This window comes from uncultured Streptococcus sp. (genome assembly GCF_938036805.1).
GTDB lineage: Bacteria > Bacillota > Bacilli > Lactobacillales > Streptococcaceae > Streptococcus.
Genome location: NZ_CALHWC010000143.1, coordinates 1 through 12,430, shown reverse-complemented (window position 1 = coordinate 12,430; position 12,430 = coordinate 1). Strand labels below are relative to the sequence as shown.

9 protein-coding genes, 4 tRNA genes and 1 pseudogene are annotated in these 12,430 nt (G+C 41.3%); 4 read left to right on the top strand and 10 right to left on the bottom strand.

What is annotated here, in order from left to right; translation table 11 throughout:
* Window positions 1-137: 137 nt before the first annotated feature.
* The 3 genes from Q0191_RS05810 to Q0191_RS05800 form a co-directional block, all read right to left on the bottom strand.
* A complete protein-coding gene (locus tag Q0191_RS05810; RefSeq protein WP_297664662.1) occupies window positions 138-524 on the bottom strand; it encodes a VOC family protein in 387 nt (128 codons plus the stop codon).
* Between the two features lie 105 nt (window positions 525-629).
* Window positions 630-2,927, bottom strand: a complete 2,298-nt coding sequence (locus Q0191_RS05805; protein WP_297664660.1) for a DNA translocase FtsK — start codon at window positions 2,925-2,927, stop codon at window positions 630-632.
* Between the two features lie 71 nt (window positions 2,928-2,998).
* Window positions 2,999-3,181, bottom strand: a complete 183-nt coding sequence (locus Q0191_RS05800; RefSeq protein WP_148887930.1) for a PspC domain-containing protein — start codon at window positions 3,179-3,181, stop codon at window positions 2,999-3,001.
* A 553-nt stretch (window positions 3,182-3,734) separates the two neighbouring features.
* Here Q0191_RS05800 and Q0191_RS05795 point away from each other — a divergent pair.
* From Q0191_RS05795 to Q0191_RS05785, 3 genes and pseudogenes are all read left to right on the top strand, one after another.
* Window positions 3,735-4,154, top strand: coding sequence for an NUDIX domain-containing protein (locus tag Q0191_RS05795; protein WP_297664655.1), 420 nt, complete (start codon window positions 3,735-3,737; stop codon window positions 4,152-4,154).
* A 55-nt stretch (window positions 4,155-4,209) separates the two neighbouring features.
* Complete coding sequence (locus Q0191_RS05790) at window positions 4,210-5,004, top strand: peptidylprolyl isomerase (RefSeq protein WP_148886856.1); 795 nt, start codon at window positions 4,210-4,212, stop codon at window positions 5,002-5,004.
* A 134-nt stretch (window positions 5,005-5,138) separates the two neighbouring features.
* Window positions 5,139-6,489, top strand: a pseudogene (locus Q0191_RS05785) (IS3 family transposase).
* A gap of 155 nt (window positions 6,490-6,644) precedes the next feature.
* On the opposite strand, the gene ldcB reads toward Q0191_RS05785, so the two are convergent.
* Genes ldcB through Q0191_RS05770 form a run of 3 tightly spaced genes read right to left on the bottom strand, consistent with a single transcriptional unit; the run spans window position 6,645 to window position 10,310 of the window.
* Window positions 6,645-7,427, bottom strand: a complete 783-nt coding sequence (gene ldcB / locus Q0191_RS05780) for an LD-carboxypeptidase LdcB/DacB (RefSeq protein WP_297664651.1) — start codon at window positions 7,425-7,427, stop codon at window positions 6,645-6,647.
* A 9-nt stretch (window positions 7,428-7,436) separates the two neighbouring features.
* Entirely contained in the window at window positions 7,437-9,161 is a 1,725-nt protein-coding gene (locus Q0191_RS05775) for a TcaA second domain-containing protein (protein ID WP_297664649.1), read from the bottom strand.
* An 18-nt stretch (window positions 9,162-9,179) separates the two neighbouring features.
* A complete protein-coding gene (locus tag Q0191_RS05770) occupies window positions 9,180-10,310 on the bottom strand; it encodes a DUF6574 domain-containing protein (RefSeq protein ID WP_297664647.1) in 1,131 nt (376 codons plus the stop codon).
* Window positions 10,311-10,532: 222 nt separating this feature from the next.
* Between Q0191_RS05770 and Q0191_RS05765 the strand changes: the two genes are divergently transcribed.
* A complete protein-coding gene (locus tag Q0191_RS05765; RefSeq protein WP_297664646.1) occupies window positions 10,533-11,789 on the top strand; it encodes an ISL3 family transposase in 1,257 nt (418 codons plus the stop codon).
* A gap of 203 nt (window positions 11,790-11,992) precedes the next feature.
* On the opposite strand, the gene Q0191_RS05760 is transcribed toward Q0191_RS05765, so the two are convergent.
* From Q0191_RS05760 to Q0191_RS05745, 4 genes are all read right to left on the bottom strand, one after another.
* A tRNA-Pro gene (locus Q0191_RS05760) sits at window positions 11,993-12,066 on the bottom strand.
* 42 nt (window positions 12,067-12,108) lie between these two features.
* Window positions 12,109-12,182 (bottom strand) — tRNA-Arg (locus tag Q0191_RS05755).
* 18 nt (window positions 12,183-12,200) lie between these two features.
* Window positions 12,201-12,286 (bottom strand) — tRNA-Leu (locus Q0191_RS05750).
* Window positions 12,287-12,291: 5 nt separating this feature from the next.
* Window positions 12,292-12,363: transfer RNA gene (locus Q0191_RS05745), tRNA-Gly, on the bottom strand.
* Between the last annotated feature and the right edge of the window lie 67 nt (window positions 12,364-12,430).

Here is a 12,430-nt window from a genome sequence, read left to right as displayed (position 1 = left end):
TACAGAACTAAATCCTTTACTTAAATTATTTGTCTAACTTTTTGGGGTCAGTACAGTCATAGCCGATGGGTTTTCATATGTAAATCTTATGAGTTATTCTTCTGCTGAGAAACGAAGTCCCTCCGAGTCTCCTAGTCTTATTCATGAATCTCTAGAGGCAGGCCATCGGGATCAAAGAAGAAAGCCATCTTACGGCCATCAAAGTCGTCATAACGCAGCTCGGTATAGGGAATCTCCAAACGGTCAAATTCCGCTAGCGTTTCTTCGACATCTGTCACTCGGAAAGCCAGATGCCGCAGACCAGTATGCTCTGGAGCTGGCAAGGCTGGCCGCTTGGGAGCCTCTTCCTTGATGAAAATTTCCAGCGTCAAATTTCCCTTACGGACATTAAAGAGAATGTCCTGCTTGTCGGGTCGATGGTGCTCTTCCAGCATGTCAAAGCCCAGCTTGTCCACATAAAACTCCCTGGCCTTGGCATAATCATGGCCAATAATTGCAATATGGTGAATGCTATCTAGTTTCATAGCTTTTTCCTTTCATTCCTCAGTAGAGAAAATCTGCCGGCTAACTGCTGGCAGATTTGCATTTACAGGATGTTATTCTTGTTAACCAACTGCTCAGGAAAACGTTTAACTCGTCTGCAAAACTTTTCTCGGCTTGGTTCCTTCGGCTGGTCCGATAACGCCTGCTGCTTCCAGTTCTTCCATAAGACGAGTGGCCCGATTAAAGCCGACGGAGAGTCGCCGCTGGATCATAGAAGCGCTGGCCTTTTGTGTCTCGATAACCAATGCCTTGGCTTCTTCAAAGAGGGGATCACCTTCATCGTCGCTCCCACCAGACTCCATATCGCTTTCAGATACTTCACCAGGATCAAAGCTATCATCATAATCAGCTTCAGCTTGATTCTTGACAAAGGCTACGATTCGCTCCACGTCCTCATCCGATATAAAGGAACCCTGCAGACGAACTGGATGGTTTTCATCAATCGGCTTAAAGAGCATGTCTCCTCGACCCAAGAGTTTTTCTGCTCCATTTTCATCTAGAATAGTCCGACTGTCTGTCCCGCTGGACACAGCAAAGGCGATCCGAGAGGGCACATTGGCCTTGATCAGACCCGAGATAACATCTACAGATGGCCGCTGAGTAGCCAGAATCATGTGAATCCCAGCTGCACGCGCTTTTTGTCCCAGACGAATAATGGCGTCTTCCACTTCCTTGCTAGCCACCATCATAAGGTCAGCCAGCTCGTCCACGATGACAACGATTAAAGGCAGGGAAACTTGCTTGTACTCTGATTGGGCATTGTACTCGGCTACTTTAGCATTGTAGCCAGCAATATTACGAGCACCGACCTTAGAGAAGAGTTCATAACGGTTTTCCATCTCGTCTACAACCTTCTGGAGAGCACGGCTGGCCTTGCGAGGATTGGTTACGACTGGGATAAGCAAGTGGGGAATGTCATTATAAACGGACAGCTCCACCATCTTAGGATCCACCATCATAAACTTTACTTCATCAGGTCTGGCCTTCATGAGAATGCTGGCAATAATGCCGTTGACAGCCACAGATTTACCAGAGCCAGTAGAGCCAGCCACCAAGAGGTGGGGCATCTTAGCCAAGTCAAAGGAGCGAACAGAGCCATTGACGGCCTTACCGAGCGGGATTTCTAGGAGCTTGCTAGCATCTGTATTGGACTGGTCCCAGAGTTCTCGGAAGGTCACGGTCGCAATTTCAGAGTTGGGCACTTCGATCCCGACAAGAGATTTCCCGGGAATGGGAGCCTCAATCCGCACATCCTTGGCAGCTAGAGCGAGAGCCAAGTCATCCGCCAGATTAGAGATCCGATTGACCCGAACGCCGACAGCTGGCTTAACCTCGTACTTGGTGACAGAAGGTCCGATTTCAGCTCGTTCGACAGTAACCTTAATCCCAAAGCTAGCAAATGTTTCTTCCAAAATCTTGATGTTTTCACGGACAATCCGCTTTTCTTTAGACTGGTTTTTAGGCTTATCAGGCGCAAAGAGATTGATGGTCGGTAATTTATAATCTAGACTTTCTTTGGTCGTAAAATCTACCTCTACGTCCGCCTCTGCTTCTTCTATTTCCTCGTCTCGGCCAAAATCTAGCGGCTCATGAGGACTATAGTCTCCCTCTTCAGCATAGTCCGCCTCGTCAAAGTCCATAGGCGAATAGGACAAGTCCTCGGCATCTAGAATCTCTCCCGTTTCAGGATCCACTTCAGCTCCTGCCTGCTCTACCTCAATGGCTTGCATAGCTGCCTGTGCAGCTTTCTCCTCCTGCTCAAGAAAACGGAGCTGACGCTTTTCTTCCTCTTTTTCCCGCCAATTTTGGAAAGCCACGCTAAATTTCTCAGCAAGATCATAAAGCGACCATGGACTCATGAGCAGAGCCCCTAGCAAAATCAGGAGTAGCCCGATAAAATAAGAGCCGATATTTGAAAAGAGAAAAGAAATCGGAGCATAAAGAGCCGCCCCAATCAGCCCCCCACCAGCAAATGAGGTCACTTTAAAGGCCATCAAATCTGTTAGGACTCGCGTAAGCGTTGTGGATAAAACCTGCCCTTTCAAATGCAAAACATGAACAAAATAGGCTTGAAAGATTAAGCTTAGTCCTAAGAAAAAGCTGATAAAGCCCGAAATCTTCCCCTCATGTTTGTGCAGCCACTTAAAGAAAAAGAGATAAAACAAGGCAGCTAGAATCGCCACATAAGCCAGACTCCCTACCAGAACCCGAATTAAATTATAAATGGTGACGCCAAAAGCGCCCAGCTTCAAAGCAGCAAACAACAAAGCAATAGCCAAAACAAAGGTGACTATCATCCGTCGAATTGCTTTCTGTCTTTCTAATTCCGCTTTTGTCGGCCGTCTAGTAGTCCGACCGTTTCTTGTATTTTTCTTATTTGCCATAACTTTCATTATACCATATTTTAAGATCTTCTAAAGAGAAAACTAGCTGCCTTTTGCAACTAGTTTCTGCCTTATTCTTCTGGTAAAATTACCCAGAAAATGAGGTAGGGAAGAAGTCCAATCCCATAAGCGAAAAAGGAGACTCCCCAGATGACACGGATGATAACCGGATCTATATTAAAATACCGAGCTAGGCCGGAGCAAACTCCCGCAATGATTTTATCATCAGCACTTCTTGTTAAACGTCTTGCCATAATCAAGCCCCCTTCAAACGAACGACAAATTTTTATCAAACGAAACCAATGATTCTTTTCTTATTTTACCATAATTTTCCTCAAATAATTCTCGGAACTTCACTATCGTCCTCAAAATCTTCGACTTTTTCCTAATTAGGGAAAGGTTTCTGAATACGCCCTAGTATAAAAGGCGAGAACGGACCAGCCAAGAGAAAGTTAAGGGAAACCGCCATTACAAAATTTGTTCCCCAAACTCCCAAATAGCGTTCCACTAACAAGGATACACCCTAATATTTTGCCAGCGCTTATGATGATCTTTCAAAAAACGAACGGCCAGTTCTTTGACCAATGGCTCTACTAAAAAAGCCGTTATAAAAGCAGATGAACAACATAGCTTATCTAAAATTTCTAGGCATAAACGTTCCATTTCTGATGTATCACATTCAATCTATCATAAATATTTTTTTCTCGTATGCAGAAATTTCAAGAAAATGTTTTTATAGCTCAGATTGGTAATCTTTAGCTATTTTTGCTAGACTATTTAGAAGAAAACAGCAGAAAGGAGAATAGTATGCGAGCAGGAGTGATTATCTACAATCCTTTCTTGGATAAGGTTTTGCTCATTCATCGCTGGAAGAATGGACAAGAGTATTTCGTGATTCCAGGTGGGACTATCGAACTTGGAGAAGGACCTCTAGAAGCCGCCTTACGGGAAATAAAAGAAGAAGTCAATCTTAGTTTTTCTGCTGACCAGCTGCACACAGCTTTTTCCCTGAACAATCAGGGAAAAGAGGAGTATTATTTCTACACCGAACTATCTACGGCTGATACACCCCTCATGCAGGGCGAGGAAGCCCAGCGCAGTAGTCTTCAAAACATTTACCAGCCCAAATGGGTCAGCTTGCAAGAACTTTACAACTACAATCTGCGTCCAGAAATCCTTAAATCGCTACTCTTGGAATTTCTGACGCAGGAAAGTTTGAAAAACTAAGGCACTTATAGTAAAATAGCAATAGTTCATAAACTTATGCATAGAAAGGTTATTTATGAAAAAAATCATTCTTTTTAGTCTTTTATCTGCACTTGCTCTGACAGGCTGCTCCACTAAAGAAGATTCTACTACCAAGTCCTCCAGCGCTCCTAAGCAGTCTTCTGCTACCGATACTAGCTCTGAGGCAGCGGAAGCTCAAAAACTCCGTGAACAGTACAAGGATGCCATGACCAATGAGAATGCCAACTTCCCACAACTATCTACAGAAGTTGCTGAAGATGAGGCTGAAGTCAAGATTATCACAACACAAGGAGACATTCGCCTCAAGCTGTTTCCTAAATACGCTCCTTTAGCTGTCGAAAATTTTCTGACACATGCAAAAGAAGGCTATTATGACGGTGTGATTTTCCACCGCGTTATCAACGACTTCATGATTCAGACCGGCGATCCTAAAGGAGATGGTACGGGTGGCGAATCCATTTGGAAAGGCAAGAATGAGGCTATTGACTCAGGAAATGGATTCAAGAATGAATATTCTCCTTACCTCTACAACTTGCGCGGTGCACTAGCCATGGCTAATGCTGGAAAAGACACCAACGGCAGTCAATTTTTCATCAACCAAAGCAAGAAAGACTTATCCAAACAATTACCGACCGACACCTTCCCAGCTAAAATCATTGAAGCTTACAAAAACGGCGGAAATCCAAGCCTTGACGGCGGCTATACCGTCTTTGGTCAAGTCATTGAAGGAATGGACGTAGTAGACAAAATCGCTGCCACAGAAACTGGCGATAAAGATAAACCCAAAACAGATATTAAAATCGAAAAGATTGAAATTATAAAAGAATAGGACCAGAGTCAACTCGAGTTCTAGTCATCTTATGAGTTAGGTCTTAGTGCTAACAAAACAAAAAACCAGTCTCCAAAAATGAACTGCACCCCAAAAGTTAGACAGAAAAAATCTAACTTTTGGGGTGTTTTTAAATGAAACTAACTTATGATGACAAAGTCCAGATCTATGAACTAAGAAAACAAGGACAAATCTTCAAACAGCTTTCAAAAAGATTTGGTGTGGATGTTTCTGGTCTAAAATACATGGTGAAATTAATTGACCGTTATGGAATAGAAATCGTTAAAAAGGGAAGAATCGTTACTATTCCCCTGAATTAAAACAAGAAATGATTGAGAAAGTTCTGCTGGAAGGTTGTTCACAAAGAAGTGTAGCTTTGGATTATGCTTTACCTGATCGCTCGCTGTTGAAAAATTGGCTGGCACAATACAAGAAAAACGGGTATACTATTGTTGAGAAAACAAGAGGGAGACCAGCTAAAATGGGACGTAAACGGAAGAAAACTTGGGAAGAAATGACAGAACTAGAGCGACTTCAGGAGGAGAATGAACGCTTACGGACTGAGGTGGCCTACCTAAAAAAGTTAAAAGAGTTAGAGGAAAGGGACGAAGCCTTAGAGAGAGAAAGGCAGAGACAGTTAGAGAAATGGTTTCAGGAGGATTTCGATTAGATTTACTTCTTAAAACGGCATATTTAGCTCGCTCAACTTACTACTATTACTTAAAACAGCTAGATCAACTAGATAAGAATCAAGAACTTAAAACCGAAATTCAAGCAATTTATAATGAACATAAAGGTAACTATGGCTATCGTCGGATCCATTTAGAATTAAGGAATCGTGGTTATATGGTGAATCATAAGAGAGTTCAACGCTTGATGAAAATCCTTGGTTTAACGGCTCGAATTCGTCGGAAACGGAAGTATTCTTCCTACCAAGGAGAGATTGGCAAGAAAGCAGAGAATCTCATTCAACGCCAGTTTGAAGCATCGAAGCCAATGGAAAAATGCTATACGGATGTGACAGAGTTTGCCATTCCAGCAAGCAGTCAAAAGCTCTACTTATCGCCCGTTTTAGATGGTTTTAACAGTGAAATCATTGCTTATCATCTTTCTACTTCACCAAACTTGGAACAAGTGAAAACCATGTTGGAGAAAGCTTTTATAGATAAGAGATATGAGAATACTATCCTCCATAGTGACCAAGGGTGGCAATACCAACACGATTCTTATCATCGGTTCCTAGAAAGTAAGGGAATTCAGCCATCTATGTCACGCAAGGGCAATAGTCCAGACAACGGCATGATGGAGTCCTTCTTTGGCATTTTGAAATCAGAAATGTTTTATGGTTATGAGAAAACATTTAAGTCACTTAACCAATTGGAACAAGCTATTGTGGACTATATTGATTACTACAACAACAAACGAATTAAGGTCAAACTAAAAGGACTTAGTCCTGTGCAATACAGAACTAAATCCTTTACTTAAATTAATGGTCTAACTTTTTGGGAGCAGTACAAAACAGAGGACTGGTTTTACTATGCATTTTTCTAATCATCCAGCAGCTCAACTCCACTTTTAAAGTGAAGTATATAGCTTCTAACTTTTGAGAATAAGGTAGATGCTGAGTCTGCAATTAGATTTTACTGGACATAATTACCACCTGTAAAATGATAATACTCTTCCAGTGTGAGACCAGATTCGGAAATTTCCTTGGCCTCTTTTCCTACATAGCGTAGATGCCAACTTTCGGGCACATAGCCAGTAGAACTCTCCTTGCCAACAGGATAGCGTACTACAAAACCATATTTATAGGCATTGTCCAAGAGCCACTGACTAGCTCCCGCTTCTTCAACCAGATTGCCGCTACTATCAATCAGATCAAATGCTAAACCAGTTTGGTGCTCGCTGTAGCCTGGTCTTGCCGAATAACGATCAGCCGCAGCTTGTCCATCTCGATTCACATAACTTTGATAAAGGCCGACCTGAGTTTGATAGCTACGAAAACCGCTATATTGGTTGCTAATAGGATAACCTTTGGACTGCATATCTGCGATTAACTTAAGTAGTTCTGCTTTAGCAGTCGGATTCTCACCTGGATTGTAGTCAGCTGATAATGGATAGTGTTTATTGGCTATGACTATTTCGTCATATTTCCCTTGAACGCTATAATAGCTTCCGTTGTAAGAAACATTTTTATCGACAGTTACGTCCTGCTTTTGCTCCTTCTTAGACTCAGCGCTCTCCGATTCACTCCTTGTATCTTGACTAGATGCCTGGTCTTTTTCATTCTCTTTCTTTTCAACAGCTACCTTTGAGCTACTTGCCTGCTTGTTTGTACTACTTTCAGTCTTGTCTTTGGCTGCTGAGCAAGCACTCAAAACCAAGACTGATATTGCTAAAAAAATAAGTTTATTAAATTTCATTGTATCCCACTAACTTTCTGAAACTTCAATATTATAGATCACAAAAGAATTTCCAGCCGGCTTCAAATAGTAAGTTTTATTTTTACGATTGACACTATTTGGAGTATTATCCATATAGTGCACTGTATAGTCCTCATAAGTCGTTACAATATAAGAACCGTTTTCCTCCCGCACATCACGGATATCCAAGGCTCCTGGATCGTAATAATCAATTTTCGCCTTCTTGACACCGCCACCTGTAGTCCACTCAACCATTTCTTTGTATACTGGACTAGAAGTGTCATAGTATTGAGCGTAGTAATTAGAACGATTAGAAACCGATCTGAAAATAGCACTGCGATATTCACTAAGGAAATTGGTGATTTTTGCCTTGTTAGCTTCTAGCTTTTTAGCTTCTTCATCCTTTTCTTTGATCTTATCTGTCACTTCTTTAGGTAAAGATAAAGCAACATCAAGCGTGTCTCCTTTGACAACAATACTTTCCTTATTGGTTACAAAAGTGTTATCAGCAACAACAAACTTAGCATAAACTTCCAGTTCTTGATGTGGTACAACTTGAATATCTGTTTCCAAGCCACCACTAATTTCCTTGCCATTTACAACAATTTTAAGGTCTGTTGCATTTGAAGCTTCTGCTGGCATAGTCACCTTCAATCGTTTCTTTTCAGACTTAAGATCCAATTTAATTTCATTATTCTTAGCAGTTGCTAAATCAAGCTGAATCTTGCTCTCAATCTCTCCGACTTCCGTCTTACCCTTGAGGGTGAATTCCTGCTTGATAAAATGATATTTGCCAATATTCGTTTCAGCATTCTTATTCAAAGGAAGGCTTTTCTTATCTCCTGCTTTGATGCTCGCATTGTCTAAGTTCGTGTTAACCTTAACCTCTACTGGATAGGCTACTATTTGGTATTCCTGGAAAATTCCAAATTTTTTGCTCTTTTCAGTCACACCTAAAAGTTTATTCTGATTGTCATCAATATAGGCTGATTTGCCCTTTGACTTAGCAATGTTGTCCAGCTCGGTCTCAATATTGATTTCTTGACTTTCTAAGTGTTCGACTAAAGCCCTCGCATCTGCGCGTGTCCACTTATCTGAATTCGTAGAGAGAAGGTTTGCAATTCCATCATAATCCTTTTTAGTAACTGCTTTTGCAAAATCGTCCGTCACTACTTTAACACCTGTCACCGAGCTCAAATAAAGAAAGGCTGCCACCAAAACAGAAAGCAAAATCAAAGGAAAAGCAAGTAACATGACTTTCTTCTTTGACATTCTTTTTTCTGCTTTTTTTATCGCTTTCTGTGGTAATTCCGAATCCAGTAATTCAGAGCGAACAGGCAAATTAAGAAAACCTTGATTTCTAGCTTCTAAAAATTCCTCTTTAGTCGGCTTTCTGCCAATATTCGTCTCGAAAGCTTGCAGCCAATTTTCCCGTTGCTCTTGGTATTGATCCGATTCTGAAATCTCTTGCTTTTCTTCTTTAGGAGAATGCACAACAGATTCTTCTTTGAAAAACTCTAGGGCTTGCTCCTCTTGCCCCAAATTTTGTTCCTGAGTCACCGAACTTTGCTTCTCTTCAGCTGCCCCATCGTTACTTTGTCCTGCTGGAGCTGCAATAGAAATAATCTTTCTGGGATCAAAATCAGAACGTTTTCCTTCTAAAAATTCATCTGCGGTTGGCTTTCTACCAATAACCTGCTCAAAAAGCTCAACCCACTTTTCTTTCGTTGCCATAAATCACCTCCTAAAACTTTACATCATCATAAGACTCATCAGCAATGAGAAAGCGATGAAAGTAAAGATAAATGTAATCACACCATTGACAATAATTGCTAGTAAATATTTATAAAAAGGATCCATTGACGTGCTAGATTTTGAATAAATCAAAGCAAAGGTTGCACCGACCCCAATTAACACTAAGCCGATCCATGCTAGGAAGAGGGATACAGACATAATCCCAAGTAAGCTAAATAAAGCAGAAAGAGCCACAAAAGGTAAGACAATCGCATAGAGTCTGCCATACCAGTCAAATGCCTTATTAAAGCTAAAGCTTCCATCCTTATAGACCATGCGTTTTACAGCAAAGCCTCCTAAAATAATGGAGAAAAGAACGAGGGCTGCCGCTATCAGTGAGACCAATAACAGTCTAAAATTAAAAGTCGGACCACTATAAAAGCCAAAACTTACCGAATAAATAAGATTATAAAAGTTATAATTCACCACAATAGCTGCAAAGAAAACAGTCAAGCCTAGAGAAAGATAGCCATTTAATTTACTACTTTCAACTTCTGAAGTTGGCGACTTCCAAGCAGAAATAAGCCAAGCCCAGAAACCTTTCATTGTTTTAGAAAATTCACTTGGTTGCACAGGCTGTTGCTGACTATAGTAGGCCTGTGGACCTTGCTGGAAATTCTGCGCATTGAACTGCCCTTGCGGATTGTTTTGATAAGCTTGCTGATTGAGGCCTTGCGGACCAGAAGATTGAGGCTGACCAACAAACTGGTTAGGTTGTCCACCTTTTGGCTGTTGATAAGGATAGGCCTGCTGAGCAAACGATTGTGTTTGATTAACAAATTGATCTTGGCTAGGCTGTTGCTGAGGAAGCTCTTGATATTGCTGTCCAGTTGGCTGAGTGAACAATCCTTGCCCATTCTGTTCCTGAAAAGCATTTTGCGTCTGAGCATAATATTCACCGTTTGAAGTAACTCCTTGTGCTTGCACTGAGTCTGATATGATTGAGCCAGTTTCACTTCCAACCTGGTTCGTACTTGTCACCTCAGGTTCAACATATTCACCAGCCAGCAAAGCTTGAGTAATTTCCGCATCCGTTGCTGAACGGCCATTCACGGCTTCAAAATATTCGAGCCAATCTTGCTTTAACATATAAAAATCTCCCATCAATAAATGATTATCCTCATATTAGTATACAAAAAATCGAGTGAAAATTCAATCAAGTCAATAGGCACGCATAAACATCAAAAAATGGCTCTATAATTTCTGTAGTGGGTAAAATCACTGTAGGAATTATGGAGCTTCTTTTGTTGTAAAAAAAGTCCCATAAGACCTATAATGAAAAGCGACCAAACCATCATTAGAAAGAATCTTATGGAACAGTTCAATTTTATCACAAACTTACTCGGAATTAAAGACAAGAACATCATAATCTTGGATGTTCTAGATGCTGGTACACATAAAGAAGTCATCGCTAAGCTAGATTATCCTGCTCCTAAATGTTCTTACTGTCAAGGACAAATGGCTAAATATGACTTCCAGAAAGAATCTAAAATCCCCTATCTAGGGTGTGCGGGATACAAAACCCTGATTCGCTTAAAGAAACGCCGTTTTCGCTGTAAAATCTGTGGAAAAATGGCTGTCGCTGAGACTTCCTTAATCAAGAAGAACCACCAAATCGCAACCATCGTCAAGCAGAAAATCGCTCAAAAATTAATCGAGAAAGTCCCTATGACGGCCATCGCTGAAAGCCTAGCTGTCTCCACTTCCACCGTCATTCGTAAACTGAAAGAGTTTAAATTCGAGACAGATTTATCTTTCCTTCCAACTCATATGTCTTGGGATGAATACAGCTTTAAGAAAGGCAAGATGAGCTTCATTGCACAGGATTTTGATTCTAGAAAGATCATAGCTATCTTAGATGGGCGAGCCCAAGCAACCATTCGCAATCACTTCCTGTGCTATTCCAGACAAGTCCGAAACCAAGTCAAAGTCATTACTACGGACATGTTTAGCCCATACTACGATATTGCCAGAAAACTATTTCCTTCTGCTAAAATCGTCCTCGACCGCTTTCACATTGTACAACATCTCGGCCGGGCTATGAACCGCCTTCGCATCCAAATCATGAATCAGTTGGATAAAAAATCGCACGAATATAGGGCACTCAAACGCTACTGGAAACTCATCCAACAAGATAGTCAGAAACTAAGTCATGAACGCTTTTATCGCCCAACTTTTCGCATGCACTTGACTAATAAAGACATTCTTGAAAAGATTCTCTCGTACTCTCAAGAACTCCGAGAACATTATGAGCTTTATCAACTCTTACTGTTTCATTTTCAAGAGAAACGGGCTGACCATTTCTTTGGACTCATTGAAGATACCATTTCGTGTGTGAAGCCTATCTTTCAAACTGTTTTTAAGACTTTTTTGAAAGATAAGGACAAGATCATGAATGCACTGGAACTGCCCTACTCAAACGCAAAACTGGAAGCTACTAACAACCTCATCAAAGTCATCAAGCGCAACGCTTTTGGCTTTCGGAACTTTGTAAACTTTAAAACGAGAATTCTCATCGCTTTGAACATCAAAAAGGAGAGAACCAATTCAGTCCTCTCCAGGGTATGACTTTTCGTTAACCCACTACAGTTGACAAAGAGCCCAAAAAATATGAAGTAAGCCAAATACTTTAATCAAAAATAGAAGGAGCAGTTCATATATAGATACTATCTTATTTGCGAAACTTCTAAATTATAGAAAGGCCTAAAACCAGAATCTATAAAATATAAAAGACAACAGCATATAGCCGTTGTCTTTTATGAATTAGCATATCGGGAAGACAGGATTCGAACCTGCGACACCTTGGTCCCAAACCAAGTACTCTACCAAGCTGAGCTACTTCCCGATCATAAGTAAAAACGGAGTCATAGGACCTCGTTTCCCTTCATGCACCCTAGAGGAGTCGAACCTCTAACCGCCTGATTCGTAGTCAGGTACTCTATCCAGTTGAGCTAAGGGTGCTCTGTCGCATATCCGCTATGCCGAGGACCGGAATCGAACCGGTACGATCGTTACCAATCGCAGGATTTTAAGTCCTGTGCGTCTGCCAGTTCCGCCACCCCGGCCTCAAAGCGAACGACGGGATTCGAACCCGCGACCCCCACCTTGGCAAGGTGGTGTTCTACCACTGAACTACGTTCGCATCTCTATCCAAAAAAATGCCGGCTACATGACTTGAACACGCGACCCTCTGATTACAAATCAGATGC

Coding starts and splice junctions, on each gene's coding strand:
- Q0191_RS05810 (WP_297664662.1), bottom strand. CDS start 524: ATGAAACTAGATAGCATTCACCATATTGCAATTATTGGCCATGATTAT.
- Q0191_RS05805 (WP_297664660.1), bottom strand. CDS start 2,927: ATGGCAAATAAGAAAAATACAAGAAACGGTCGGACTACTAGACGGCCG.
- Q0191_RS05800 (WP_148887930.1), bottom strand. CDS start 3,181: ATGGCAAGACGTTTAACAAGAAGTGCTGATGATAAAATCATTGCGGGA.
- Q0191_RS05795 (WP_297664655.1), top strand. CDS start 3,735: ATGCGAGCAGGAGTGATTATCTACAATCCTTTCTTGGATAAGGTTTTG.
- Q0191_RS05790 (WP_148886856.1), top strand. CDS start 4,210: ATGAAAAAAATCATTCTTTTTAGTCTTTTATCTGCACTTGCTCTGACA.
- ldcB (WP_297664651.1), bottom strand. CDS start 7,427: ATGAAATTTAATAAACTTATTTTTTTAGCAATATCAGTCTTGGTTTTG.
- Q0191_RS05775 (WP_297664649.1), bottom strand. CDS start 9,161: ATGGCAACGAAAGAAAAGTGGGTTGAGCTTTTTGAGCAGGTTATTGGT.
- Q0191_RS05770 (WP_297664647.1), bottom strand. CDS start 10,310: ATGTTAAAGCAAGATTGGCTCGAATATTTTGAAGCCGTGAATGGCCGT.
- Q0191_RS05765 (WP_297664646.1), top strand. CDS start 10,533: ATGGAACAGTTCAATTTTATCACAAACTTACTCGGAATTAAAGACAAG.